Origin of the sequence: Rhodoferax saidenbachensis (assembly GCF_001955715.1) — a bacterium.
Taxonomy (GTDB): Bacteria; Pseudomonadota; Gammaproteobacteria; order Burkholderiales; family Burkholderiaceae_C; genus Allorhodoferax; species Allorhodoferax saidenbachensis.
This window is the reverse complement of sequence record NZ_CP019239.1, coordinates 3,568,206-3,593,870: the sequence shown is the minus strand read 5'-3', so window position 1 is coordinate 3,593,870 and position 25,665 is coordinate 3,568,206. Positions and strand designations below refer to the sequence as shown.

27 protein-coding genes are annotated in these 25,665 nt (G+C 60.1%); 14 read left to right on the top strand and 13 right to left on the bottom strand.

Going from position 1 to position 25,665, the window contains the following annotated elements; translation table 11 throughout:
* Positions 1 to 28: 28 nt before the first annotated feature.
* Entirely contained in the window at positions 29 to 934 is a 906-nt protein-coding gene (locus RS694_RS17175) for a bile acid:sodium symporter family protein (RefSeq protein ID WP_037248343.1), read from the bottom strand.
* A gap of 119 nt (positions 935 to 1,053) precedes the next feature.
* Here RS694_RS17175 and lpxC point away from each other — a divergent pair, with 119 nt between their 5' ends.
* Together lpxC and RS694_RS20615 are read left to right on the top strand one after the other, a co-directional pair.
* Positions 1,054 to 1,977: a UDP-3-O-acyl-N-acetylglucosamine deacetylase gene (gene lpxC / locus RS694_RS17170; protein WP_029709446.1), complete on the top strand. Its 924-nt coding sequence runs from the start codon at positions 1,054 to 1,056 to the stop codon at positions 1,975 to 1,977.
* Positions 1,978 to 2,084: 107 nt separating this feature from the next.
* Positions 2,085 to 2,258 (top strand): hypothetical protein, encoded by a 174-nt coding sequence (locus RS694_RS20615; RefSeq protein WP_169731133.1) that lies wholly within the window; start codon positions 2,085 to 2,087, stop codon positions 2,256 to 2,258.
* Between the two features lie 13 nt (positions 2,259 to 2,271).
* On the opposite strand, the gene RS694_RS17165 is transcribed toward RS694_RS20615, so the two are convergent.
* From RS694_RS17165 to RS694_RS17150, 4 genes are read right to left on the bottom strand one after another with little or no spacing between them, the layout of a single operon-like run.
* A complete protein-coding gene (locus tag RS694_RS17165; RefSeq protein ID WP_029709445.1) occupies positions 2,272 to 2,715 on the bottom strand; it encodes a nuclear transport factor 2 family protein in 444 nt (147 codons plus the stop codon).
* A 50-nt stretch (positions 2,716 to 2,765) separates the two neighbouring features.
* Entirely contained in the window at positions 2,766 to 3,317 is a 552-nt protein-coding gene (ruvC, locus tag RS694_RS17160) for a crossover junction endodeoxyribonuclease RuvC (RefSeq protein ID WP_029709444.1), read from the bottom strand.
* A gap of 40 nt (positions 3,318 to 3,357) precedes the next feature.
* Entirely contained in the window at positions 3,358 to 4,347 is a 990-nt protein-coding gene (locus tag RS694_RS17155; RefSeq protein ID WP_029709443.1) for a phosphatidate cytidylyltransferase, read from the bottom strand.
* A 9-nt stretch (positions 4,348 to 4,356) separates the two neighbouring features.
* Positions 4,357 to 4,968 carry a lysophospholipid acyltransferase family protein gene (locus RS694_RS17150; RefSeq protein WP_029709442.1) on the bottom strand — a complete coding sequence of 204 codons (612 nt, stop codon included), beginning with the start codon at positions 4,966 to 4,968 and terminating at the stop codon, positions 4,357 to 4,359.
* Between the two features lie 279 nt (positions 4,969 to 5,247).
* On the opposite strand from RS694_RS17150, the gene RS694_RS17145 reads away from it, so the two are divergent.
* Complete coding sequence (locus tag RS694_RS17145; protein ID WP_029709441.1) at positions 5,248 to 6,171, top strand: RES family NAD+ phosphorylase; 924 nt, start codon at positions 5,248 to 5,250, stop codon at positions 6,169 to 6,171.
* A 98-nt stretch (positions 6,172 to 6,269) separates the two neighbouring features.
* Here the strand turns inward: RS694_RS17145 and RS694_RS17140 are convergent, their stop codons facing one another.
* The 4 genes from RS694_RS17140 to RS694_RS17125 all read right to left on the bottom strand — a co-directional run bounded on the left by RS694_RS17140 (position 6,270) and on the right by RS694_RS17125 (position 10,896).
* Positions 6,270 to 7,013 (bottom strand): transglycosylase domain-containing protein, encoded by a 744-nt coding sequence (locus RS694_RS17140; protein ID WP_029709440.1) that lies wholly within the window; start codon positions 7,011 to 7,013, stop codon positions 6,270 to 6,272.
* A gap of 58 nt (positions 7,014 to 7,071) precedes the next feature.
* Positions 7,072 to 7,926, bottom strand: coding sequence for an energy transducer TonB (locus RS694_RS17135; RefSeq protein ID WP_037248341.1), 855 nt, complete (start codon positions 7,924 to 7,926; stop codon positions 7,072 to 7,074).
* A gap of 276 nt (positions 7,927 to 8,202) precedes the next feature.
* Positions 8,203 to 10,257 carry a ribonuclease catalytic domain-containing protein gene (locus RS694_RS17130; RefSeq protein WP_076069856.1) on the bottom strand — a complete coding sequence of 685 codons (2,055 nt, stop codon included), beginning with the start codon at positions 10,255 to 10,257 and terminating at the stop codon, positions 8,203 to 8,205.
* 48 nt (positions 10,258 to 10,305) lie between these two features.
* A complete protein-coding gene (locus RS694_RS17125) occupies positions 10,306 to 10,896 on the bottom strand; it encodes a YqiA/YcfP family alpha/beta fold hydrolase (protein ID WP_029709437.1) in 591 nt (196 codons plus the stop codon).
* Between the two features lie 49 nt (positions 10,897 to 10,945).
* Here RS694_RS17125 and rodA point away from each other — a divergent pair, with 49 nt between their 5' ends.
* The 5 genes from rodA (at position 10,946) to RS694_RS17100 (ending at position 16,358) form a co-directional block, all read left to right on the top strand.
* Positions 10,946 to 12,100: a rod shape-determining protein RodA gene (gene rodA, locus RS694_RS17120; protein WP_029709436.1), complete on the top strand. Its 1,155-nt coding sequence runs from the start codon at positions 10,946 to 10,948 to the stop codon at positions 12,098 to 12,100.
* Positions 12,097 to 12,975 (top strand): NAD(P)-dependent oxidoreductase, encoded by an 879-nt coding sequence (locus RS694_RS17115; protein WP_029709435.1) that lies wholly within the window; start codon positions 12,097 to 12,099, stop codon positions 12,973 to 12,975. Before rodA ends, RS694_RS17115 begins: the two co-directional genes overlap by 4 nt.
* Complete coding sequence (gene tldD / locus RS694_RS17110; protein ID WP_029709434.1) at positions 12,972 to 14,432, top strand: metalloprotease TldD; 1,461 nt, start codon at positions 12,972 to 12,974, stop codon at positions 14,430 to 14,432. Before RS694_RS17115 ends, tldD begins: the two co-directional genes overlap by 4 nt.
* Positions 14,433 to 14,457: 25 nt before the next feature.
* A complete protein-coding gene (locus RS694_RS17105; RefSeq protein WP_152528894.1) occupies positions 14,458 to 15,033 on the top strand; it encodes a hypothetical protein in 576 nt (191 codons plus the stop codon).
* A 185-nt stretch (positions 15,034 to 15,218) separates the two neighbouring features.
* Positions 15,219 to 16,358: a 3-deoxy-7-phosphoheptulonate synthase gene (locus tag RS694_RS17100; RefSeq protein WP_029709432.1), complete on the top strand. Its 1,140-nt coding sequence runs from the start codon at positions 15,219 to 15,221 to the stop codon at positions 16,356 to 16,358.
* A gap of 26 nt (positions 16,359 to 16,384) precedes the next feature.
* On the opposite strand, the gene RS694_RS17095 is transcribed toward RS694_RS17100, so the two are convergent.
* The gene (locus tag RS694_RS17095; protein WP_029709431.1) at positions 16,385 to 16,855 is read right to left on the bottom strand and encodes a hypothetical protein; all 471 of its coding nucleotides are present in this window, start codon (positions 16,853 to 16,855) and stop codon (positions 16,385 to 16,387) included.
* 90 nt (positions 16,856 to 16,945) lie between these two features.
* Positions 16,946 to 18,412, bottom strand: a complete 1,467-nt coding sequence (mpl, locus tag RS694_RS17090; protein ID WP_029709430.1) for a UDP-N-acetylmuramate:L-alanyl-gamma-D-glutamyl-meso-diaminopimelate ligase — start codon at positions 18,410 to 18,412, stop codon at positions 16,946 to 16,948.
* Positions 18,413 to 18,556: 144 nt separating this feature from the next.
* Between mpl and RS694_RS17085 the strand changes: the two genes are divergently transcribed.
* The 6 genes from RS694_RS17085 (at position 18,557) to RS694_RS20900 (ending at position 23,656) form a co-directional block, all read left to right on the top strand.
* Positions 18,557 to 19,150, top strand: a complete 594-nt coding sequence (locus RS694_RS17085) for a hypothetical protein (protein ID WP_029709429.1) — start codon at positions 18,557 to 18,559, stop codon at positions 19,148 to 19,150.
* 62 nt (positions 19,151 to 19,212) lie between these two features.
* On the top strand, positions 19,213 to 19,728 hold the full coding sequence (locus RS694_RS17080; protein ID WP_241464194.1) for a TlpA disulfide reductase family protein: 516 nt from the start codon (positions 19,213 to 19,215) through the stop codon (positions 19,726 to 19,728).
* Positions 19,729 to 19,887: 159 nt separating this feature from the next.
* Complete coding sequence (gene accB / locus RS694_RS17075; RefSeq protein ID WP_029709427.1) at positions 19,888 to 20,334, top strand: acetyl-CoA carboxylase biotin carboxyl carrier protein; 447 nt, start codon at positions 19,888 to 19,890, stop codon at positions 20,332 to 20,334.
* 18 nt (positions 20,335 to 20,352) lie between these two features.
* On the top strand, positions 20,353 to 21,702 hold the full coding sequence (gene accC / locus RS694_RS17070) for an acetyl-CoA carboxylase biotin carboxylase subunit (RefSeq protein ID WP_029709426.1): 1,350 nt from the start codon (positions 20,353 to 20,355) through the stop codon (positions 21,700 to 21,702).
* A gap of 8 nt (positions 21,703 to 21,710) precedes the next feature.
* Positions 21,711 to 22,589 carry a 50S ribosomal protein L11 methyltransferase gene (gene prmA / locus RS694_RS17065; protein ID WP_029709425.1) on the top strand — a complete coding sequence of 293 codons (879 nt, stop codon included), beginning with the start codon at positions 21,711 to 21,713 and terminating at the stop codon, positions 22,587 to 22,589.
* 32 nt (positions 22,590 to 22,621) lie between these two features.
* Positions 22,622 to 23,656 carry a zinc-ribbon and DUF3426 domain-containing protein gene (locus tag RS694_RS20900; protein WP_081708715.1) on the top strand — a complete coding sequence of 345 codons (1,035 nt, stop codon included), beginning with the start codon at positions 22,622 to 22,624 and terminating at the stop codon, positions 23,654 to 23,656.
* Between the two features lie 57 nt (positions 23,657 to 23,713).
* Here the strand turns inward: RS694_RS20900 and RS694_RS17050 are convergent, their stop codons facing one another.
* Together RS694_RS17050 and RS694_RS17045 are read right to left on the bottom strand one after the other, a co-directional pair.
* Positions 23,714 to 24,208, bottom strand: a complete 495-nt coding sequence (locus tag RS694_RS17050) for a histone H1-like DNA-binding protein (protein ID WP_037248337.1) — start codon at positions 24,206 to 24,208, stop codon at positions 23,714 to 23,716.
* Between the two features lie 170 nt (positions 24,209 to 24,378).
* On the bottom strand, positions 24,379 to 25,569 hold the full coding sequence (locus RS694_RS17045; protein ID WP_029709422.1) for a ribonucleotide-diphosphate reductase subunit beta: 1,191 nt from the start codon (positions 25,567 to 25,569) through the stop codon (positions 24,379 to 24,381).
* Between the last annotated feature and the right edge of the window lie 96 nt (positions 25,570 to 25,665).

Below are 25,665 nucleotides of genomic sequence, written 5' to 3'. Positions count from 1 at the left end.
CGCGAAGCGAAAACCTAAAACAACGAATTCAATGCATGGCCGCCGCAGCCGCCACCTGTTCTTCCGTCGTCAAGGGAGGCAAAAAACGGCGCGCCACGAACACGAAGAGGATGCCCGTGAAATACATCAGGATGCCGTACACCGCCGCAGGAAGCATCATGGTGTCGTTCATCAGGATGGTGGAGGAAATCACGATGGCCAGCGTGCTGTTTTGCACGGAGGATTCGATGGCCACGGTGACGGCCTGACGCATGGGCACGCGGGTCAGCAGGGACAGGCCCAGACCCAGCAGCAGCATCACCACGTTGATGGCCAGCACCATAGGGGCGAGCGAGGGTGCATGTTCCTTCAGCAAGCCCCAGTTCTTGGCAATTGCGCCGAGCACGATCAGCACGAACAGAACGGTGGCGATTAGCCCCATGGTGCCGTGAAAGCGGCGTGTGAACTCCGGCGCAAATTTGCGCAGCGCCATGCCCAGGGCCACGGGCACGCCCAGCAGCAGGGCAATCTGGCCCATGACCAAGCCATAGGGGAAGTTGATTTTCTGCTGCGCACCCATGAAGTGGTTGATGGACCAGTCCAGGATCATCGGGATGGTGAAGACCGCCACCACACCGGCCACGGCGGTGAAGGACAGTGCCAGTGCCACGTCCGCACGGGCATGGTAGGTCAGCAGATTCGAGGTGGTGCCCGTGGGGCAGGCCGCAATGATCATGAAGCCCACGGCCATGGCGCCGGTGACGCCGAAGGCCTGCACGATGGCATAGGCCACCAGCGGCAACAGGATGAAATGGCACAACACACCCACGGCAAAGGCCTTGGGGTGCAGGAAGACGCGTTTGAAGTCCGTGAGCGTGAGGCCCGCGCCCAGCGTGAACATGATGAACGCCAACCCCAGAGGGAGCACGATGGTGGAAAGTATGTCGCCTTGCATGGTGGTTTTGTAGTGAAGGAAGTACTTGCAGTGTGCCGCCGTTGGGCCGGATTCCATAGGGGGTTTATCAGTAGGCGCACCCCTCAGCGCCGTGCGGTCCGAGAAAGTAAAATAGGGTTGTGCTCAAACAAAGAACCCTGAAATCCCTGACCCGCGCCGTGGGCGTGGGCCTGCACAGCGGGCAGCGGGTGGAAATCACCCTGCGCCCCGCAGCGCCCGACACCGGCATCGTGTTTCGCCGCGTGGACCTGCCGCAGGCCATCGACATTCCGGTGTCGGCCACCGCCGTGACCGATACGCGTCTGGCCTCCACGCTGTCCAGCGGCAATGCCAAAGTGCACACCGTGGAACACCTGATGTCGGCCTGCGCCGGTCTTGGGGTGGACAACCTGTACGTGGACATCACCGCCGAAGAGATACCGATTCTGGACGGCTCGGCCGCTTCTTTCGTGTTTCTGCTGCAAAGCGCGGGCATCGAGATGCAGAACGCACCGCGCCGATTTATCCGCCTGCTCAAACCCGTGGAAGTGCGCGAAGGCTCAGGCGCCAACGAGAAATGGGCACGCCTGGACCCGTACCACGGTTTCAAGCTCAGCTTCGAGATCGATTTCAACCACCCCGCCGTGGACTCCACGGGCCAGCGCGTGGAGTTCGACCTGAGCACCGGCTCCTACTCGCGTGACATTGCGCGTGCGCGCACCTTTGGTTTCACCAAGGATGTGGAAATGATGCGCGCCAATGGTTTGGCACTGGGCGGTGGTCTGGACAACGCCATCGTGATGGACGACTACAAGGTGCTCAATGCCGATGGGCTGCGCTACGACGATGAGTTCGTCAAACACAAGATACTCGACGCGATGGGTGACCTCTACATCGTGGGCAAGCCCCTGCTGGCCGCCTACAGCGCGCGCCGCTCCGGCCATGCGCTCAACAACAAACTGTTGCGTGAGTTGCTGGTGCAAAAAGACGCGTGGGAACTGGTCAGCTTTGAAGACGCCAAACAGGCGCCCGCAGGCTTCGCACAACCCGCGCGGGCCTGGTGATATGGCCCCCACGCTCCGCCGTTGCACGGGTCGCTGCCCCCCAAGGGGGCTAACTCGCCTTGGGGCGGCCCGGCGGCGAGTTGTTCCGGTTTTCACCGCCTGAACCCATGCTGGTCTTTCGCTTCCTGATTCTGCTTTGCTTGCTGGGTGCGGCCGCGTCGTTTGCGTTTTACGTGGGCACAGGCCAGCCGCGTTTCAAGAACTGGGGCTGGAAGATATTGAAGTGGACGCTGCTGGCCGCCTTCTGTTTCTTCACGGTGCTGATCCTCGAGCGGATCTAGCGCTGAAAAAGCACTAGCCAGCGCTAGGCGCTTTGAATGCAGGCAACAGCGCTTGCAGCCGCGCACCCATCTCAGCGCCCAGCGCCTGCAGGCCACTCATGGGGCGCACCATCACCTCAAAATCAACGATCTGTCCTTCTGCATTGAACTGGATCAGGTCAATGCCCTTGAGGGCTTTGCCGCTGACGGTTGCGCTGAATTCCAGCACCACACTCAGGCCGTCGTCGCTGGCCAGCTGGCGGTGGTAGGTGAAGTCATTGAACACTTGGATGACCGTGTTGAGGATCAGCGCCACGGCTTGGGCGCTGGCATACGGCGAATGGGCCATGGGCGAACGAAAGACCGCGTCCGGGTGCAGCAGGGCGGGCAGTCCTCGCAAATCCTTCTGGGCAATCATGGTGTGCCACTGCGCCAATGTGGCGGCAACAGCGGGGTTCAAGGTTTTCTCCAGAGACATGGCAATACTCCGTGGGGTAGGAAGGGGCGTAATCTATTCGGCGTTTGAGGTCAGCGGCTGCGCCCTGCGCGGTAAGACGCGGTGGTGGTTGTGCCACCCAGGCTCTCGGCTGCAGCCAGGCGTGCCATGGCCTTGCCGGCGTGTGCGTGGGTGATGGCCAGGCCCAGTGCGTCAGCGGCATCCGGCCCTGGCAAGCCGGGCAAGGTCAGCAGGCGTTTCACCATTTCCTGGATCTGTTCTTTCTGCGCGCGGCCGTGGCCGGCCACGGCCTGCTTCATTTGCAGCGCGGTGTATTCGGCCACCGGTAGGTTGGCGGTAACGAGTGCGGTGATGAGTGCGCCACGTGCCTGGCCCAGTAGCAGCGTGGACTGCGGGTTGACGTTCACGAAAACGATTTCAATCGACGCGCAAGTGGGCTGGTAGCGTTGGACGACCTCGCCAATGCCATCGAACAAGACCTTGAGTCGCTCCGGCAAGGCGCGGGTATCAAGGTGCTGCGTGCTGATGGTGCCGCTGGCCACATAGGCCAGTGCGGCGCCCTGCACATCCACCACACCAAAGCCGGTGGTGCGCAGGCCAGGATCAATACCCAGTATTCGCATGCTATGGTTTCAGGAGCTGCTCGCGCAATGGAGATGCGGGCTAGATGCCGAAATACCACTTGGCGGAGTGGAAGAACACCGGTGCCGCAAAACACAGCGCATCCACCCGGTCCAGCAGGCCCCCCGCGCCAGTGACCGAGCGACCCTGGGTGCCCCAGCTGGGAATGCCGCGGTCGCGTTTCAAGGCCTTCATGACAAAGTGCCCCATGGAGCCGGCCAGACAGGCGATGAACGAAAACGCGAACGCGGTGCCCGGTACCCATGGCGTGATACCAGCCAGCAGCGCACCAAACACGCTGGCCGTCAGGATGCCGGTCCACCAACTGCGCCAGTTGAAACTCTGGCTGATGGCGGGCGCCACGGGCGCGTGTTGCCATTTGCGCGAGGCCAGGTGTTGCACCACCGTACAGACCTGCACCACCATCACCAGAAAGAACACGAGAAAGGCGTTTTTATTGTCGTAGCCGGGGAAGTCCAGCATCAAGAGCGCAGGCACATGGCTCATGCCGTAGATGCACACCATGATGCCCCACTGCAGCTTGGCGTTGCGTTCCAGAAAACGCACCGGGTCGTTGGACAGCGCACTGGTCAATGGCAGGGCCAAAAACACATAGACCGGAATGAACACCGCAAACATGTCGAAATGTTCGCTGCCCACCAGCCAGTACTGCAGCGGCAGCACCACAAAGAAGGCCAGCACCAGGCTGCGGTGGTCACCCCGGCGTGTGGGTGACAGGGTCAGGAACTCGCGCAGTGCAAAGAAAGAGACCAGCCCAAACAGGGTCAGCGAAACCCAGTCGCCAGTGACCCAGCCGATCCAGAAGACAAACACCATCAGCCAACTGGTGCGGATGATGCCGTCCACACTTTTGAGTTCGGTGCGCCACTGTTCGGCACGCTCGTCATCACCATGGTCGCGGATGGACAGTACAAAGGCGATCACGCTGGCCAGCAGCAACAGGCCGAAAACAATGATGAACAGCGCACCGATCTGCTGCGTGGGAGTCAGGTTCTTGAGGTAGTGGTACATGCTACGCCCTCAGACTTCGCGCAATGCCATGACAGCGCTGCGCGCGCGTGCCAGAAACGGCTTGCACTCCTCGCCGTCCTGCACCTGGATCGGGGCACCGAATGTCACGGAGCACAGCACCGGTACTGGCACGACCTCGCCTTTGGGCAACACGTGTTGCACGTTGTTGATCCAGGCGGGCACCAGCACCGCCTTGGGGCACTTCAGTGCCAGGTTGTACAGCCCGGCCTTGAAGGCCTGGGGCTCTTCAAAGTGGCCGCGTGTGCCCTCTGGAAACAGAATAATGGAATCACCATTCTCCAGCGCGTCCAGCAGCGGCTCCAGCGGGTCTTCGTCAGACGTGCGGTCGCGTGAGACGTAGATCACGTTGAACACCTTGGAGGTCAACCACTGCTTGAAGGGGCTTTTGGTCCAGTAGTCCTTGGCAGCAATGGCACGGGTCACGCTGCGCAACTCCTTGGGCAGCGCGGCCCAGATCATCACGAGGTCGGCGTGGCTCTGGTGGTTGGCAAAATAAATGCGCTGCTCCGCCTTCGGCGGGCAGCCGTGCCAGCGCGCTTGTGCACCGGTCAGCACCCGGATCAGACCGAGCAAAAAGAAACTCATCAACTTGGCTAGCATGGCGGGGATGATACAGACGGGGGATGACGTTTCAGCGATTCGCCAGCCCAGTGTGCGTAGGGGTAAATACCGGGCGAAGCCGATATTCAAAGAATCATCCGTTTGGGGGATATCCAAAGCGCGTACCTGAAGCGAAAATCTTGCGACCTTAGACTCGTTCCACTTCTCAATACCAGCGGGGTGTGTCGGGATTCCATTTCGCGCCTTTTAGGCATTACGGAAAATTCTCTGTATAAATTTATGCTCGTCGTCTGTTGAAGGCAAACACCGTATCACGTCATGAGTGCAATTTCCAAGTACTTGACCGTCCGCGCCGCAATCAAGAAGTTTCAGGAGCACGTCAAGAAAGGTAGCCCGACTACCGTGATTTACGATCTTTTCGGTCAGATCCTGCACGGCGTACCGAAAGTAGCGATGACTTTGGGGACGGGAGTTCAGCTTTATCGCTGCCGCATCCATGAAAAGGGCGCCCTCTTCGATCATGTCAATCAGCTGAAATACGCACCAGCGGAAAGGGTACGAAGTCGGGGGCGGTTCAATGAAGTTGGTGAAAGTATCTTCTATTGCTCGAACACGGAGCTGGGCACACTGGTAGAGCTTGATCCGAAGCTAGAGCTGATCTATGCAATTGCAGTAGTCCAGCAGAAAGTTGGCGCTCCGGTTCCCCAAATTATTAGGTTTCGGCACGCCAACAATGATGACTTGCAGCAGGAAATTCCCTTGGAGAAGCAATCGCCGCACCACAGGATGGTCAACCAATTCCTCATGGATGAGCTAAGTCGCCCAGGGTCAGAACATGGATACTCGGGGACCATTGCCATTGGTCGGCACCTCTTCACCAAAGAACTGGTGATTAAAGGGGAGCAGGGGCTAGTTCCGTATGTTGGCCATCAACGGTTAGCTATTACGTATCCGAGCGTCAAGGCTCCGTTGTACACCAACGTTGCGACCTATAACGTAGCGATGCACCCCAACACATTCGATGAGTGTTTCGAGATTTCAGCAGTTGAGCTGTACTCGATGACTTTTGACACAAAGGCAAACTTGCTGCGCTTGACATCACATAACACGGCGACGGTCGAAGCGGATGGTGCGTTAGCTTGGGCGCACTCGTATGAAGTGATGCTAGATCGAACCTCAAGAGGATTACACGGCAATGGCGTCTTTGATGAGAACCTCAAAGTAGTGGCATCGTATCTTTGATCGACGACTGCTTTGGAGCGCAGTAAAAGACCGCTCTCAGTCTGCAGCTGCCGCCTGTTTCCCACTAAACCCCGCGCGTTATTCGCGACGTTATTGATTCAAGGCAACTGTGCGTCTGGCATGCGTCCCACAATCACTCCGGAACGCCCCGACAGATAGGCCGAGTTCGGCACCTTTTCAAAGAACTTGGGCCGCGGCAACATCACGGCCAGCCGGGCTGCCTCGTAGGCGCTGAGCTTGCTGGCGGGTTTGCGGAAATAGTGCTGTGCTGCGGCCTCGGCGCCAAACACACCGTCACCCCATTCCACGCTATTGAGGTAAATCTCCAGGATGCGTTGCTTGTTCAGAAAAGTTTCCAGCAAGAGCGTCAGCACAAATTCTTGGCCTTTGCGCAGGAGTGTGCGCTCACCAGAGAGGAACAGGTTCTTGGCCAGTTGCTGGGTGATGGTGGAGCCGCCCACCACTTTGGGTGGGCGCACGGTGGCTGCAGCAGGTGCGTTGGCGGGGGGCTTGCGTTTCTCGGCGCGTTCCTCGGCCTTGGCGTTTTTGGCCCAGGCTTTTTCCAGCGCGTCCCAGTCCACGCCATCGTGGTTGGAAAAACCGTCGTCTTCCGAAGCAATCACGGCGCGTTTGAGATGGTCCGATATCTGGCTGTAGTTCACCCACTCCTGGCTCCAGGGCAGGCGCCCTTTTTCGTTGACGATGCGCCAGGCCTCGGCCCGCTGGAACGCGGTGGATTGGGGCGCCAGCACCGCCATGCTGGCGATGCGGCCGACAAAAAACAGTTGCAGTGCCAAGAAGGCCAGCACACACAAGCCCAACCAACGCGCAAAAGACTTCACAGAAAAGCCTCCGCCCTATCGGCTGCGGCGCTAGCGTCTTCGGGCGGCCGTGCGACGCTCATGGTCCGCTGGACACCTTGGCTTCCAGGGTTTCATCCCGGGTGAACTTGAAACGCGAGACGACCAGAATCTGGTCCGCCTGGCGGCGCATGGCTTTGTTGAATTTGCCAAAGGGGCCTGCTGTGCGGGCAATGGCGGCGGCCCGGCGGTCCAGCGTGGGGTTGCCAGAGCTTTCCACCACCTCGGTTTCCAGCACGCGGCCGTCGTGGTTCACGGTGACGATCATCGTCAGCTCGCCATACAGTTTCTTGCCGCTCGACGTGGGGAAGTTTTCCGTGCCGCGGTCTTCAATGGCCTGGCGCAGCGCGTCGTAATAAACGGCGTACACCTCTTCACGCGCAGCGGGGCTGATGTAGCGTTTCTTGGGCCGCGCGTTTTCCATGTTGATGCGCCGCTCAATCTCGGCCAAGACCTTGACCAACTGGCGGCGCTTTTCTTCCTGCTCGGACTGTTCGACCTTGTTGGCGTTTTTGCTCGGGTCGGGTGGGGGCAGGGCGGCCAACTGGTTTTTCACCTGGGCCAGCAGCAGGTTTTGCTGCTCCTGCAGGTTTTGCAGTTTGCGGGCGGTTTCCTGCTCCTGCGTGTCGCCGGTTTCAGTCAATAGGGAGGGGGGCAGCGGGCTGGTGGCACGGCCCTTTTCGGCGTCACCACCACCAGCCAGCGAGGCCTGGGCGATGGCCTTGGCCTTCTCGGGTTTTTCGTTGCTCTTGGCGTTGACCAAGATCACTTCGAGTGGCGTGTCCTCAAACACGCGGTTGAACGACTCCGGGTCGACAAAACGCACGGTGATCAGCACCGCGTGCACCGCAATGGATGCACCAAGGGCCAACTGGAGAGTGCTGAAGGACCGCAGGTTCACAGGAAGGGCCTGTTCACACTATTTTTACAAGTGCGAACGAGGTGAAAACGGCGCCAATCTAGGCGCGCGACGACGCCCAGACTGGCCGTCTGGGCTAGGAGTGCAACAACGAGTGGCGCCGTTTTCACCCCGTTCCCTTCGGGTTGCGGCCTAAAAAGCCATGCGCGGCGTTGCGAAGCCTTGCCGGGGGTATACCCCGACTGCGTTTCGCGCCTTGCGCATGGCCTTTTTGATCCGCAACGCATCTTGTAAAAATAGTGTGAGCAGGCCCTAATTATCGCTGGTCGCTTCGGGGCTTTCGCTCACATCCACGGCAATCGCAATCGGGCCGGCCACATCGTCTTCATCGTCCGCCTCTTCTTCCGTCGCTGCTTCGGTCTGGGCCGGTGCGTCCAGACGCTCGATCACCGTACCATTCACGTCCAGCGTGATCAGGTCCATCTCGCCCAGCTTGATACGCACCTTGGCGTTGCGTGGCAGGCCTTGCGCGCCCATGACGGGCAGCACCAGCGGAATATCGTCGGCACGCACCATGTTCTCCTTGAACACCGTGGCCACCAGCTCGGTGATGCCGTGTTGCTGCACGTAACGCATGGTCCAGAAGCGCTCCATCGCACCCTGGTAGCCGTTGTAGGCGCTGTAGGCCGTGTCAAAGGCCGAGATGATGGCGAACAGTTCGGCATCCTTGGGCTTGAACGGTGCCACCAGTGCGGCGGTCTTGCCGTGGCGGGCGCAGGCCATGATTTGCCACTGGTTCACCAGGTCGGTGTAGCGGCGCAGCGGCGAAGTCGCCCAAGCGTAGCTTTTAACGCCAATGCCCGCGTGCGGCAGCGCCTTGGTGCCCATGCGCACCTTGACGCCGGGTGCCAGGCTGGCCTGACTGCGGTAGATGGCGGGTACGCCCATCTCGGCCATCAGATTGCCCCAGGTGCTGTTGGCCAGGATCATGGCCTCGGCCACGATCAGGTCCAGCGGCGCGCCGCGTTGGCGGATGCTGATCTGCACTTCTTCATGGCCTTGCGGTTCGGTGCCTTGTGCACCGGCCTCACGCACCAGGCGGAAGTTGTAGTCCGGCCGGTTAAAGGTCTCGGGTTTGCCGCGCACGACCTCGCGTTTGGCTTTCAGGTCACGCGCCAGGCGGTATAAAAATGATAGCTGCTCACGCAATGTAGGTAAGGGCTGAGGCGTCATTTGATGCTCAAACGCGGGGTCCAGCAGCCAGGGCTCGGTGACCACGGCGTCCAACTGGTCGTGGCGCAGGTTGTGCGCAATCGGCACGCGCTCCAGCTTGGTCTCGCTGCCCTTGATCTCCAGCGTCGCTTCGTCCAGCGTCACGTACAGCGACAGGGCCGGGCAGTCACGTCCTTCCTGCAGCGTGTAGGTTTGCACCACGTCGTCGGGCAGCATGGTCACCTTGTAGCCCGGCATGTAGACCGTGGACAGGCGCGCGCGGCCCAGCACGTCGATGGGGCTGCCGGGCTGGACGGCCAGGCCGGGTGCCGCAATGTGGATACCGATGGTGACCGTGCCGCTGCCCAGGCCCTGCAGGCTCAGCGCGTCGTCAATCTCGGTGGTCTGTGAATCGTCAATCGAATAGGCCTGCACCGGTGCCAGTGGCAACTCGTCCGCAATGGCCGGCGCGGTGATGGCGGGGAAGCCTGTGCCTTTGGGGAAGTTCTCCAGCAAAAAGCGCTTCCAGTGGAACAGGTAGGGCGAGGCAATGGCGCCGGCCTTTTGCAGCAGTTCCAGCGGTGCGGTGTGGGTGGCGCGGCTGGCCTCGACCACGGCCTTGTATTCGGGCGCGTTTTTGTCGGGCTTGAACAGTATCTTGTAGAGCTGTTCCTTGATGGCGTCTGGGCAGGTGCCTGCGCCCAGTTCGGCCGCCCACTGGGTGATCTGCTCGGCAATCACGCGTTTCTTCTCAATCGCGGCCAACGCCTGCGCAATGATGTCGGCGGGGGCCTTTTTGAAACGGCCCTTGCCCGCGCGGCGGAAGTAGTGCGGCGTGTCGAACAGCTTGAACAACATGCCGGCCTGCTCGGTCAGCGTGGCTTGGGCCGAAAAATAGTCGCGGGCCAGGTCGGCAAAACCAAATTCTTCGTCCGGCGAAAACTCATAGGCCATCTCCAGCTCAATGGCCTGGGCCTGGGCCTGGGCGGCCGCGATCAGCTCCGCCGGGGCGGGCTTCTCGAATTTGATGAGGATATTGGCGCTCTTGACCTTGACGCGCTTGCCGGAATCCAGCTCCACCTGTGCAGAGGCTTCCGCCTCCGACAGCACACGACCGGCCATGAACTTTCCGGCTTCTTCAAACAGTACAAACATAGGGGGTCGATTGTCCCTGCAAATGGGGCACTGTCTGCCGGATCGGGTTCAGACCAGACCCAGAAAGGCCAGAATGCGCGGCAAGTGCACCTCAAAGTCGCTCAGCGCGTGGTCCCCGCCTTCGAGCAGCAGGGGCTGGGATGCCGCATAACGGGCGTGCATTTCGCGCCAGTCCAGCACCTCGTCCCCCTTGGCGATGATGGGCAGATAACGCGCGGGCTGGGTCAGGGTGCCGCACGCCAGTGTGTGCAATTCACCCACGTACTCCGGCAGAAAGTAGAAGCGCTCTGCCGGGTCATGCCAACTGGTTTGTTCCCCGATGTACTTGGCCAGGTCCCGCGCCGGGTCTACGGCCGGGTTGATCAGTACGGCACGGCAAGCGGTGCGCTCGGCCACATGGGTGGCATAAAAGCCGCCCAGCGACGAGCCCACCACGGCCATGCTGGCCTGGGGCCAACCGGCGATGCCTTGCAACAGCAAGTCCATGGCGGCGCGTGGCGAGGGCGGCAACTGCGGGCACCACCATTGCACGTCGGGGTGGTGGGTGGCCATATGGGCCGCCATCTGGCGCGCCTTGGCCGATTGGGGCGAGGAGCGAAAGCCGTGCAGGTAAAGCAGGTGGGTAATCGGCGTTTTCATGGGGCTGGCAGTCATGGCCGCATGATAGTTGGCAGGATAATCCCCCTCCATGGCATCTCAATTTGGAAAAGTTTCGCTGCGCAACCGGGTCGCGCCCTGGTTTGCGGGTTTTGACGGTCCGCTGGCGTTTGCGGTCTTCATGCTGGCCTGCGCCGGGCTGCTCACCATGTATTCCTCGGGTTATGACCACGGCACCCGCTTTGAGGACCATGGCCGCAACATGCTGATTGCCGCCACCATCATGTTTGTGGTGGCCCAGGTGCCGCCGCAGCGGCTGATGGCACTGGCCGTGCCGCTGTATGTGGTCGGTGTGACCCTGTTGATTGCCGTTGCCTTGTTTGGCATCACCAAAAAAGGCGCCCAGCGCTGGATCAACATTGGCATCACCCTGCAACCCAGCGAAATTCTCAAAATCGCCATGCCGCTGATGCTGGCCTGGTGGTTCCAGAAGCGGGAAGGGCAGTTGCGCCCGCTGGACTTTGTGGTGGCCGGGGTGCTGCTGGCCGTACCCGTGGGGCTGATCATGAAACAGCCCGATCTGGGCACCTCTTTGCTGGTGCTGGCCGCGGGGATCGCGGTCATTTTCTTTGCGGGCATGAGTTGGAAACTGGTGATTCCGCCCGTGGTCATCGGGCTGGTGGGCGTCGCTCTGCTGGTGGTGCTGGAGCCCAAGCTGTGTGCCGACGGCATGCGCTGGGTCGTGCTGCATGATTACCAGCAGCAGCGCATCTGCACCCTGCTGGACCCGTCGCGTGACCCGTTGGGCAAGGGGTTTCACATCATCCAGGGCATGATCGCCATCGGTTCGGGCGGCGTGTTTGGCATGGGTTTCATGCAGGGCACACAAACGCATCTGGAGTTCATCCCCGAGCGCACCACCGACTTTATCTTTGCCGCCTATTCCGAAGAGTTTGGCCTGCTGGGCAACCTGTTCCTGATTGGCGCCTTTATCTTCCTGGTCTTGCGCGGGCTGACCATTGCCCTGGAGGCCCCCACGCTGTTCTCACGCCTGCTGGCCGGGGCCGTGACCATGATCTTCTTCACCTACGCCTTTGTGAACATGGGCATGGTCAGCGGCATCCTGCCCGTGGTGGGTGTGCCGTTGCCGTTTATCAGCTACGGCGGCACCGCCATGGTGACGCTGGGGCTCGCTTTAGGCATTCTGATGTCGATCTCGAACTCCAAACGCCTGGTTCAGTCGTGAAAGTTGGAATAGTTGGCGTTGGCAATATGGGCGGGGCCATGGCGCAGCGTCTGTGCAGCCTGGGCTGGGCACCGTGGGTGCACGATGTGGATACTGTCAAGGTGCGCAATTTAGTGCCTTTTGGTGCTCTAGCCCCCGTCGATATTGCGCAGGCAGCTACTGAATCCATAGCAATCATCGTCTGTGTGGTGGACGCTGCGCAGACCCGTGATGTGCTGTTCGGCCCCCATGGCTTGGCGCCGCACCTGCCCGCTGGCCATGTGGTGCTGCTGTGCCCCACTATCGCCCCGCAAGACGTCGAATCTATTGCCGCCCAGTTGGCCGAGCGCGGCATCCACACCATCGATGCGCCCATGTCCGGCGGCCCGGCGCGCGCGCGGGACGGCAGCATGAGCCTCATGGTGGCGGGCGAGGACGCCGCCGTGGCGCGCGTGCAGCCGCTGCTCGATGCGCTCTCTGACAAGGTGTTTCGCATTAGCCAGCGCGTGGGCGACGGCGCGCGCACCAAGCTGGTCAACAACCTGCTGGCCGGCATCAACCTCGTGGGCGCGGCCGAGGTCATGGCGTTGGACAGTCGCATGGGGCTGGATTTGAACCGTACGCTGGACGTGGTGGAGCAGTCCAGCGGCCAGAGCTGGATTGGCAGCGACCGCATGCGCCGCGCCATTGCGGGCGATCTGGCGCCGCGCGCCCACATGACGTTGCTGGCCAAGGACACACGGCTGGCGCAAGAGGCCGCAGCGCATGCGGGCTTCACTGGCCCCTTGGGCGCCCCAGCCAGTGCGGTGTTTGCCGCGGCAGTAGCCGCAGGGCTGGAAGGGCTGGATGACGGCGCCCTGCTGGAGTTCTTGCAGCGGCCTAAAATGGCCGAATGATCACCCGCGAACCCACCATCGAACGCTTGGCCACCGCCAAGTCCCTGCTGCTGACCCCGTTTGGGCTGGATGAGAGCCATCTCATCAAGGCGCTGAACGAAATCAAGGCACACCAGGTGGACGACGCGGACCTCTACTTCCAGTACACCCGTTCCGAGGGTTGGAGCCTGGAAGAGGGCATAGTGAAAACCGGTTCCTTCAGCATCGACCAAGGCGTGGGTGTGCGTGCGGTCAGCGGCGAGAAAACCGCCTTTGCCTACTCCGACGACATTTCCGAAGCCTCTTTGCTGGACGCGGCACGCACCGTGCGCACCATCTCCAGCGCGGCCCAGTCCAAACGGACCAAGACCCCGAGCACCAAGATTGCCAACAGCCGCAAGCTCTACCCCGGTGTGGACCCGATCTCCACACTCGATAGCACCACCAAGGTGGCGCTGCTGGGCAAGGTGGAAAAACTGGCGCGTGCCAAGGACCCGCGCGTCATCCAGGTGATGGCTGGCCTGGCCAGTGAATACGACGTGGTGATGGTGGCGCGTGCCGATGGCACCTTGGCCGCCGATGTGCGCCCGCTGGTGCGCCTGAGCGTGACCGTGATTGCCGAACAAAAGGGCCGCCGCGAGGTGGGTTCCGCGGGCGGCGGTGGGCGTTTTGGCCTGGCCTACTTTGACGACGCGCAGATTGAAAAGTATGTGAACGAAGCCGTGCATGCGGCACTCACCAACCTGGACGCACGCCCTGCACCGGCTGGCGAGATGACTGTGGTGCTGGGTTCGGGCTGGCCTGGCATCCTGCTGCACGAAGCTATTGGCCACGGGCTGGAAGGTGACTTCAACCGCAAGGGCAGCAGCGCTTTTAGCGGCCGCATTGGCCAACGCGTGGCCGCCAAGGGCGTCACCGTGCTGGACGACGGCACGATTGCCGACCGCCGCGGTTCGCTCAATGTGGACGACGAAGGCAACGCCAGCCAGCGCAATGTGCTGATCGAAGACGGCATCCTCAAGGGCTACATCCAGGACAGCATGAACGCACGCCTGATGGGCGTGGCGCCCACTGGTAATGGCCGTCGCGAAAGTTACGCCCACGTGCCCATGCCGCGCATGACCAACACCTACATGCTGGGTGGCGACAAAGAACCCGAAGAAATCGTCAAGAGCATCAAGAAGGGGCTGTACGCGACCAACTTTGGTGGTGGCCAGGTTGACATCACCAGCGGCAAGTTCGTCTTCTCGGCCTCTGAAGCCTACTGGGTGGAAAACGGCAAGATTTTGTACCCCGTCAAAGGCGCCACCATTGTGGGGAGTGGCCCGGAATGCCTGAAGCGCGTTTCCATGATCGGCAACGACATGAAGCTCGACAGCGGCGTAGGCACCTGCGGCAAGGAAGGCCAGAGCGTGCCTGTGGGCGTGGGCCAACCCACCCTGCGCATTGATGGCCTGACCGTAGGCGGCACAGCCTAGAGCACAGACACCCGGAGCGGTGGTCATGGCAACGGACCCTGCTGAAGCTTCACACCTCCCGGGGTCTACAGCCACGTCTTCGCGCGCATTGCAGACGTTTGACCAGTACAGCCAGTTCTTGCGTGCTGCAGTGGCCGACGAAGAGTCGCTGCAACTCGGCGAAAGCCTGCAAGGCATGGCCGCTCCCATCGAGACACTGGTGGGCTTGCTGCGCCAGCCCGATCCCGACGCTAACGCCGTTGCACAGCATTTGCTGGGTTTGATGGAAGTCGCGCGCCAGCACGGTGCCCTTGTGCAGGCGCTGGGCGGCGATTGGCACCGTTTCTACGAATTCAACGCCCATGCCAAAACGCTGGCCCATTTCCGCACGCGGGTGGCCCTGTGGGCACGCGAGGCTGCCGAGTCCCACCAGCGTTTACCTGTACTGAGCGAGTTTGAGCTGGCGGCCTGGCGTGTCTTGGGTGCCGGCGCCTTGCTGCTGGATGTGTACGAACAGTCGGCCCAACGTGCGCAGGATGCGGCGGCGAGCAGGTCGCCGTTTGTGTGGCGCCTGCGCCGGGCGTGGCGTCGTTTTTTGACTGTGCTACATTGGGGCCCATGAATTTCGGCCGTTTTTACTTTAGCTATTTTTGGTTCTCCTGCGCCTTCGGCGGTAGAGAGTTCTGAACGTACCTGACACAAACGTCCTGAATCCTCCCCAAACCGCCGGCGCCCCCGGCGGTTTTTTTTTGCCTTTTGAACCTTTCACCGGAATTTCCGGCAGATTTTTGACCTAGGAGCCAACACATGACAGCGAAAACTGCAGCGTCCGCCGAATCCTGGTACGGACAACACGCCCACCCGAGCGCCGACCGTACCGGCAAGACCGACGACGAACGCATCAAGGACATCACTGTGCTGCCTCCTCCAGAACATCTGATCCGCTTTTTCCCGATCCTGGGCACCAGCGTGGAAGCGCTGATCACTGATACCCGCCACCGCATCCACAACATCATGGCCGGCAAGGACGACCGCCTGCTGGTCATCATTGGCCCCTGTTCCATCCACGATCCCGCTGCCGCGCTGGACTACGCGCGCCGCCTGAAAGCCCAGCGCGAGAAGTACAAGGACACGCTGGAAATCGTGATGCGTGTGTATTTCGAGAAACCCCGCACCACCGTGGGCTGGAAGGGGCTGATCAACGACCCCTACCTGGACGAGAGCTTTCGCATCGACGAAGGCCTGCGCATTGCGCGCCAGTTGCTGATCGAAATCAACCGCCTGGGTCTGCCCGCGGGCAGCGAATTCCTGGACGTCATTTCGCCGCAGTACCTGGGCGACCTGATCGCCTGGGGCGCCATTGGTGCGCGTACGACAGAGAGCCAGGTGCACCGCGAGTTGGCTTCGGGCCTTTCCGCACCGATTGGTTTCAAGAACGGCACCGATGGCAATATCAAGATCGCCACCGATGCGATCCAGGCGGCGGCCGGTGGGCACCACTTTCTGTCAGTGCACAAGAATGGCCAGGTGGCGATTGTGCAAACCAATGGCAACCCGGACTGCCACGTGATCTTGCGTGGCGGCAAGACGCCAAACTACGACGCTGCCAATGTGGCTGCCGCCTGCGCTGATCTGGCCAAGGCCAAGTTGCCGCAGACCCTGATGGTGGATTGCAGCCACGCCAACAGCAGCAAGCAGCATGAAAAGCAGTTGGACGTGGCGCGCGATATCGCGGCACAGATCAGCGGTGGCTCACGCAGCGTGTTTGGCGTGATGGTGGAAAGCCACTTGCAGGCCGGAGCACAGAAGTTCACGCCCGGCAAAGACGATGCGGCGGGCCTGGAATATGGCAAGAGCATCACGGACGCCTGCTTGGGCTGGGACGATTCTCTGGAGTCACTGGATGTGCTGTCGGCGGCCGTCCTGGCGCGCCGCGCCCGCAAGTAGGGGCGCTGGGTACGGGGCTGCGTGAATTACTTCGCGCCGGCCTCGTCGAGCATGGTCTGTGCCCAGCGCTGGGCATCGGCCATGGTTTCGAAAATCTTGAACGGGCGGCCAATGTCCGCGAAGACTTTGGTAAACAGCGGCGCCATGATGCGCCCGCCTTCCACGCCAGGGGCAATCACAAATGCCGTCGCTACCGGAATCATGTTCGCAGGTTTGGGCGCGGACATGATTTCTGCGTAGCGGGCTATGCCTTCCGGGCTGCTCATGGCGTTGCCAATCACGGTACATACGCTGGCCCAGGCGCCTGTAGGCTGGGTGGCGAGCAGGTAGTCACGCTGGGCAATGGCCAAGCAATCCACCAGTTCCGTATTGAACGGCCCCGTGGCCTGGTAGTGCATCAGGCGGCCTTCCATCCAGAGGTCCACCACGCCATGTGGAGTGAACTGAGAGGTTTTGACCTTGGTCGTACTGCTCTTGGGTGGCGTGTTGTGGGGCATGGGTGCGTGCAGAAAAAGCGGAGGTCTTCTCGGCGCATCTTAGCGGGCTGCTGGCCGCCTTTTTGTTGCGACGCAGCAGCCCAGTGCGAATCAAAGACCTTGCAGGCGCTGCAGGAGTTGTGCGTGGATACCGCCGAAGCCGCCGTTGCTCATGCACAAAAGATGGTCCCCAGGCTGTACCTGCGCGATCACCTGGTCAACCAAAGCTGCGATGGAGTCTGCCACTACCGCCTTGTTTCCCATGGGCGCCAAAGCTTCCACCGCGTCCCAGCCGAGGCCACCGCTGTGGCAAAACGCCAGGTCGGTTTCTTCCAGGCTCCAGGGCAATTGGGCTTTCATGGCGCCCAGCTTCATGGTGTTGGAGCGGGGCTCAAACACCGCAAGGATGCGTGCCGTACCCACCTTGCGGCGCAGGCCGTTGACGGTGGTGTGGATGGCCGTGGGGTGGTGGGCAAAGTCGTCGTACACGGTGACGGGTGCGCCGCCACTGCGCAGGGTGACCTGACCCCGCACTTCCATGCGGCGTTTCACGTTCTCGAAAGTGCCCAGCGCTTGTGCAGCCACTGCGGGGCTCACGCCCACGTGTTCGGCGGCTGCAATGGCGGCCAGTGCGTTGAGCTGGTTGTGCACGCCGCCCAAGCTCCACTGCACGTGGGCCACCGGTTTACCCTGGTAGTGCACCGCAAAGTCATGCGGTTCACCCACAACCGTGAAGTCACTCACCGTGGCGCCAAAGCTTCGCACTTCGCTCCAGCAGCCCTGGTGCAACACACGCGTCAGGCTTTCTTCCACGCCGTTGACCACCACGCGCCCAGTACTGGGCACCGTGCGCACCAGGTGGTGGAACTGGCGCTCGATGGCAGCCAGGTCGTCAAAGATGTCTGCGTGGTCGAACTCCAGGTTGTTCAGCACGGCCGTGCGCGGGCGGTAGTGCACAAACTTGCTGCGTTTGTCGAAGAAGGCTGTGTCGTACTCGTCGGCTTCAATCACAAAGACGCCAGCCCGTTCCGTCGCCGGGCCGCCCCAAGGCGGAACAGCCCCCTCGGGGGGCAGCGAACCACGCGCAGTGGGGAGCCTGGGGGTTCCAAGTCGCGCCGAGACACCAAAGTTCATCGGCACGCCGCCGACCAGGAAGCCGGGCTGCAGCCCCGCGCTTTCCAGAATCCAGCTCAGCATGGCGGTGGTGGTGGTTTTTCCGTGGGTGCCAGCCACGGCCAACACGTGGCGGCCTTGCAGCACGTGTTCTGCCAGCCACTGCGGGCCGCTGGTGTAGGGCGCGCCGGCATCCAGAATCGCTTCCATCAGCGGAAACTTGGGCGTGCCGTCGGCCAGGTGCACACGGCTCACGACATTGCCGATAACAAACATATCGGGCTTCAAGGCCATCTGGTCGGCACCAAAGCCTTCGATCAGTTCAATACCAAGGGCGCGTAACTGGTCGCTCATGGGGGGGTAGACGCCAGCGTCGCAACCGGTGACGCGGTGGCCGGCCTCACGGGCCAGGGCGGCTAGGCCGCCCATGAAAGTGCCACAAATACCAAGGATATGAATATGCATGGGCTTATTTTACGTGCCAGTGGTGAAGCAATTTTTGAAGCCTTTTATGCCTCTAGCCCCCATGCAATATGCGCAAGCAGCTATCAAAAGTGCAGCAATCACGGTGCTTTATCAGGGTTACAGGGCGCGCGGCACAATGGCGCCATGGACGACTTGAAAGAAGAAATCGCCGCGACCGCCGCGCGCATGGTGGTGGAAGAGGGGCTGGAATACGGCGCTGCCAAGCGCCGTGCGGTCAAGCAGATGGGGCTGTCCGGGCGCGGGGATCTGCCTGACAACAGCACCCTGGAGCTGGCCGTGGAGGAGTACATCGCCATTTTTTGCGCGGATACCCAGCCTGTGGAGTTGCGTGCCTTGCGGGCCTTGGCGCTGTCCTGGATGGAGCGCCTGGAGCGTTTTCGACCCCATGTGGGCGGATCGGTCTGGCATGGAACGGCCACGCGCAAGTCCGATATTTACCTGCAATTGTTTTGTGAAGACCCCAAATCCGCGGAAATTGGCCTGATTGATCTGGGTGTCCGCTTTGAGCCGCGTTCGGTCACCGGCTTCCAGGGCGAGCCGGTAGATGCCTTGAGTGTTCATGTTCTGTGTCGGGAATTGGGCGAGCACATTGGGCTTCACCTGCTCATTTATGACCTGGACGATTTGCGGGGTGCCCTTAAACCGGACGCCCGTGGGCGGAAACCGCGGGGTGATACGGCAGCCTTGCGCCGTTTGTTGCATGATGCGCAGCCATGACAGCAATTGACCCCACTCCTTCTGCAGCCCAGGATGTTGCCCCTGCCCATTCCCGGCGCGGTTTGTTGGTCGCCGCAGCAAGTCTGGCGGCCGTTTCCGGGGCGGGCTTGGCCTGGTGGCATGCGCAAGACCCGGCGGCGATTTCTCCATCCGTTGCAGAGCCAGTGGACGGTTTCTGGTCTTTGCAGTGGGACTCGCCACAAGGCGGTTTGGTCAAAATGCGGAAATTTCATGGCAAACCACTGCTGCTGAACTTTTGGGCGACCTGGTGCCCTCCTTGTGTGGATGAGCTGCCGATGATCAACGCCTTCTACCGGCAAAATCATCGCAACGGCATGCAAGTTCTTGCATTGGCCGTGGACAAGCCTGCGTCGGTGCAGTCCTTCCTGCAAAGAATGCCGCTGGATTTCCCTATCGGAATTGCCGCTTTGGCGGGGAGTGAGTTGGCGCGTAATCTGGGAAATCTGGGCGGCGGCTTGCCTTTTTCGATTTTCCTTGGCAGTGATGGAGTTGTGGCGCAACGCAAGATAGGGCGCTTGCTGCAAACGGACCTGGATAGTTGGGCTCAGGTAAAATGAGCGCCTGCCTCGGTTGACTCCTCTTGTTGAAGAGGAAGTCCAACAAGGTTTGGTCTGGCAATTTATTGAAAATTGTCGATAAATAAATAAAATTAAAAGACGTTATTGATTTTTGCGGTAAATTCGCCGTTTTATTCAAAGACGGATATTGGAGTATTCATGGATTTACGCAAACTCAAGACACTGATCGATCTGGTGTCCGATTCCAACGTCTCGGAACTGGAAATCACCGAAGCGGAAGGCAAAGTCCGCATCGTGAAGGGTGGCACCGCAGTTATTCAAACCTATGCGCCTGCCCCAGTGGCCCAGCCAGTAGCGGCTCCTGCTCAGGCACCCGCCGCCGCCGCGCCAGTGGTTGAAGAGGCTGCTGCAGGTCATGCAGTCAAATCACCCATGGTTGGCACTTTCTACCGTTCCTCCTCTCCTGGTGCAAAGCCATTTGTGGAGATCGGCGACAGCATCAAGGCCGGAGAGACGATCTGCATTATCGAGGCCATGAAAATCCTCAACGAAATTGAAGCTGACAAGTCCGGAACCGTCACCAAGATCCTGAGCGATAACGGGCAGGCGGTCGAATACGGTCAACCTCTTTTCATCATCGAATAAGCAGTCGCACGCACATCCATGTTCAAGAAAATCCTGATTGCCAACCGCGGCGAGATCGCCCTGCGCATCCAGCGGGCTTGCCGTGAAATGGGCATCAAAGCGGTGATGGTCTATTCCGAGGCCGACCGTGAGGCCAAGTATGTCAAGCTGGCCGAGGAAGCGGTTTGTATTGGGCCCGCCCCGTCGGCACAGAGTTACCTGAACATGCCGGCCATCATCTCGGCGGCTGAAGTGACGGACGCTGAGGCCATTCACCCGGGCTACGGATTCCTGAGTGAAAACGCCGACTTTGCCGAACGGGTTGAGAAAAGTGGCTTCCAGTTCATTGGGCCAACACCCGAGTCCATCCGCATCATGGGTGACAAGGTGTCGGCCAAGCAATCCATGATCAAGGCTGGTGTGCCCTGTGTTCCGGGCTCAGAGGGTGAGTTGCCTGACGACCCGGTGCAGATTCGCCGCATTGCCAAGTCCATTGGGTACCCCGTCATTATCAAGGCGGCGGGCGGTGGCGGTGGTCGGGGCATGCGTGTGGTGCACACCGAAGCAGCGCTGGTGAATGCGGTGGCCATGACCAAGGCCGAAGCCGGTGCGGCATTTGGCAACCCTGCGGTGTATATGGAGAAGTTTCTCCAGAACCCACGCCATATCGAGATTCAGATCCTGGCGGACAAGCACAAGAATGCCGTTTATCTGGGCGAGCGGGACTGCTCCATGCAGCGCCGCCACCAAAAGGTGTTGGAAGAGTCGCCAGCACCCGGCATCAATCGCAAGTTGATCGAACGCATCGGTGAGCGCTGTGTGGCTGCCTGCAAGAAGATTGGTTACCGCGGTGCGGGCACTTTCGAATTCCTCTATGAAGATGGGGAGTTTTATTTCATTGAAATGAACACCCGTGTGCAGGTGGAGCACCCAGTGACCGAGATGGTGACGGGCATTGACATTGTCAAAACCCAGATCATGGTGGCTGCGGGTGAGAAATTGCCTTTCACGCAGCGCCAGATTGAGATCCGTGGCCATGCCATCGAGTGCCGTGTGAATGCCGAAGACCCGTATAAATTCACCCCATCCCCTGGCCGCGTGACCATGTGGCATGCCCCGGGCGGGCCGGGCGTGCGTGTGGATTCGCATGTGTACACCAACTACTTTGTGCCGCCGAACTACGACTCCATGGTCGGCAAAATCATTGTGCATGGCGACACCCGTGAGCAGGCCATGGCGCGCATGCGTACCGCGTTGGCCGAGACCGTGGTGGAGGGAATCAGTACCAACATCCCGCTGCACCGCGAGTTGATGGTGGACGCCAAGTTCATGGATGGTGGGACGAATATCCACTACCTCGAGCACTGGCTGGAACAGCACAAACGCTAGGGCTTGGCATGTTTGAATTGCGTTTGATGTGTCCCGAGGACCGGGTCGAAAGCCTCAGCGATGCACTGGATGCACTGGACGCGTTGAGCGTCAGTGTGGAAGACGCCGACGCCCAGACCGATGCCGAGCAGGCCCTGTTTGGCGAGCCCGGCATGCCGCCTCCCAAGGAAGGCTGGCAGCGCTCCCGGGTTATTGCCCTGTTTGCTGATGAAACGCTGGCGACCGAAGCCGCGCAACTGCTGCAGGCGCAAGATTTCTTTGACGGTTGCCAGGTATTGGGCATCGCCGCGGTGGCAGACCAGGACTGGGTGCGTTTGACGCAGTCCCAGTTTGCGCCCGTCGAGATCACGCCCGAGTTCTGGATTGTTCCCACCTGGCATGAGCCGCCCGAGCAGGCCAAGCAGGTGATCCGTTTGGACCCCGGGCTGGCCTTTGGCACGGGAACCCATCCCACGACCCGCATGTGCCTGCGCTGGATCGCGCACCATCCCGCCCAGACACGTGTGCTGGACTACGGTTGTGGGTCCGGTATTTTGGCCATTGGCGCTGCCAAGTTTGGTGCCAAGGACGTTGTCGCCGTCGATATTGACGATGCGGCCGTGCAGTCCACACGCCTGAATGCCGAGGCGAATGGCGTGCATCTGCAGGCGGGTTTGCCTGAAATGGCGGTGGGAGCGCACGACCTGGTGCTGGCCAATATCCTGGCAACGCCCTTGAAGGTATTGGCACCGTTGCTGTGCGCCCATGTTCAGCCCGGCGGAAAGCTGGTGCTTGCCGGTATTCTGGAGCGCCAGGAAGATGAGTTGAAGGCTGCTTATGCGCCGTACTGCAAGCTGTCTGTTGCAGACCGCGAAGACGGCTGGATTCTGATGACAGCTGCCCTCTGAGTCTACGGGTACGGGCCCTACAATGTGACGCGATGAGCCTGATCACCCGATGCCCTGCCTGTACCACGATGTTCAAGGTCGTGCCGGACCAGCTCCGTATTTCGGATGGCTGGGTGCGTTGTGGTCAATGTGATGAGGTGTTCGACGCCAATGCCCAGCTGCAGTCAGGCCAGCCTCCGTCTGTTATCGAGCCCCCAGCGATTGCTGCAAGTGACGTTGTTGCACCGAGTGAGCCCCTGGCGGCACCAGAAGCGCTGTCTGCACAAACCTATGACCTGCAGTTGCCCGACGATGAGCCTCTGCCGGATGAGTCCTTCAAGATCCCGGCGGATTGGCCTTCTCAAGAAGAGGCAGCTTTTGCGGATCCATTTTTGGAGAAAAGTCCGCAGGAGCTTTCACAGTTCCATGGAGCTCCGGTCGCGCAAGATTCTGAGGCCATCGCGCCTTCGCACTTCGACGCTGAATTGGCTGCCGCGTCACATGTTGCCTCGCAACCCCGCTATCAACAATCAACGGTTTCAGTCCAAGCCCTGGAAGGGGATGCAAAGCTCTCTTTTTTGCATACCCACAAAAAGACATCCAGCCGCAGCAGTCCATGGGTACGAAGTGCCATGGTGCTGTTTTGCCTTGTACTGACGGGGGGGCTGGCATTACAGGTGGTGATGCAGGAGCGTGATCGTCTCGCAGCCTCAGAACCAGGGCTCGCACCTGCACTTGCTTCACTGTGTGCGGCACTGCATTGCAAGCTGGAACCTTTGCGCCAGATTGAGTCTGTGGTCATCGACAGTTCTGCTTTCACCAAAGTGCGGACGGATGTATACCGTTTGAGTTTTACGTTGAAAAACGCTGCACCAATCGGCGTCGCCACACCTGCAGTGGAGTTGACCCTGACGGATGCGCAGGACCAAGCGGTTGTCAGGCGGGTGTTTCCATCCAGTGATTTCGGGTCGCAACAAGGTGCTATGGCAGCGGGCACGGAGTTGCCGGTTGCCTTGCCGGTGAGTGTGAAGCTTCCCACGGGCAGTGAACGGATTGCCGGATACCGGCTCCTGGCTTTTTACCCCTGAATAAAAAAGCCCGGCACCACAAGTGGTGCCGGGCTTTGAGGCCCATCAGTGAACTGATTAAGGCTTGCTGGACGTAGGAAACGGCCAGGCTGCCTGCGGGTTCAGAGTGGTCTGAGCAGCAGGGGCAGCAGGGGCTGCTTTGGCAGCGGGTGCTTTCGCGGCTTTCTTCGCAGCCGGCTTTTTGGCTGCCTTTTTAGCTGCGGGCTTCTTGGCGGCGGGCTTCTTGGCCGCAGCAGCTTTCTTGGCAGGAGCCTTTTTGGCTGCAGCTTTTTTAGCTGGAGCTTTCTTGGCCGCTGGTTTCTTCGCTGCTACTTTTTTCGCAGCCGGCTTTTTGGCCGCTACTTTTTTCGCTGCTGGTTTCTTAGCAGCTACTTTTTTCGCAGCCGGCTTTTTGGCCGCTACTTTTTTCGCTGCTGGTTTCTTAGCAGGTGCCGCCTTCTTGGCCGGCGCAGCTTTCTTAGCTGCTACTTTTTTCGCTGCTGGCTTCTTAGCGGGAGCAGCTTTCTTAGCGGGAGCGGCCTTTTTTGCGGCCGGTTTTTTTGCAGTTGCCATAATTTTCTCCTTGATCAATTTACAAAGAGCACTTCTTGCGAGTTGGAGTGCAAGAAGCGATTCATGGTGTTGGGCAGTATCCCAGCAGCATGAACTTGGTGACACGCATCCATACCACCCTCTGCGGGGCGTGTGTGAGTGCGTGAAATTTCAGAATACATTGTGATGTTTCAGTCCCAGGAAAGAGCGCCACCCGATTGGTATTCAATCACCCGGGTTTCGAAGAAGTTGCGCTCTTTCTTCAGGTCAATCATTTCGCTCATCCAGGGGAAGGGGTTTTCCTCATTGGGGAAAAGAGCTTCCAGGCCGATCTGTTGGGCGCGGCGGTTGGCGATGTAGCGCAAGTAGCCTTTGAACATTGATGCGTTCATACCGAGCACGCCACGTGGCATGGTGTCTTCGGCATATTTGTATTCGAGCTCCACTGCTTTCTCGAACAGACCCTTGATTTCCGCCTTGAACTCAGGTGTCCACAGGTTGGGGTTTTCGAGCTTGAGCTGGTTGATCAGGTCGATGCCGAAATTGCAGTGCATGGACTCATCGCGCAGGATGTACTGGTATTGCTCGGCAGCACCCGTCATCTTGTTCTGGCGACCGAGTGCCAGAATTTGCGTGAAGCCGACGTAGAAGAACAGGCCTTCCATCAGGCAGGCAAAAACGATCAGTGACTTCAAAAGTGTCTGGTCGGTCTCGTGCGTGCCAGTCTTGAAGTTGGGGTCGCTGATGGCGTCGATGAACGGAATCAGGAACTGGTCCTTCTCGCGGATCGATGCCACTTCGTTGTAGGCGTTGAAAATTTCGCTCTCGTCCAGTCCCAGCGACTCCACGATGTACTGGTACGCGTGCGTGTGAATGGCTTCTTCAAAAGCCTGGCGCAGTAAAAACTGGCGGCATTCGGGCGCCGTGATGTGGCGATAGGTGCCCAGCACAATGTTGTTGGCTGCCAGTGAATCTGCGGTCACAAAGAAACCCAGATTGCGCTTGACGATACGGCGCTCATCTTCAGTCAGGCCATTGGGGTCTTTCCACAAGGCGATGTCCCGGGACATATTGACCTCTTGCGGCATCCAGTGGTTGGCGCAGGTGGCCAGGTACTTTTCCCACGCCCATTTGTATTTGAAGGGAACCAGCTGGTTCACATCGGTTTGGCCGTTGATGATGCGCTTGTCATCGGCACGTACGCGGCGGGGTGCGCCGGACGCTGAAGGTGCAGCGTGTGCACTGGCCGTCGGGGCATCCGCTGCAGGGAGTGTGCTTAAACCGGGAGTCATTGGCACCTGCGCAACCGAAAGTTCGTCGGACGGTTTGCGCAAAAAATTAGACGGCGATGAGGGCTTGACTTCTTCGTCCCAGGTCAACATAGATGGTTCCAATCAGCGGATTATGAGAGCAGCGAAATGAAATGAAAAGTAATCATGCATTTCGCCGCTAATTTGTGTTGTTCAATTGCATCGCAA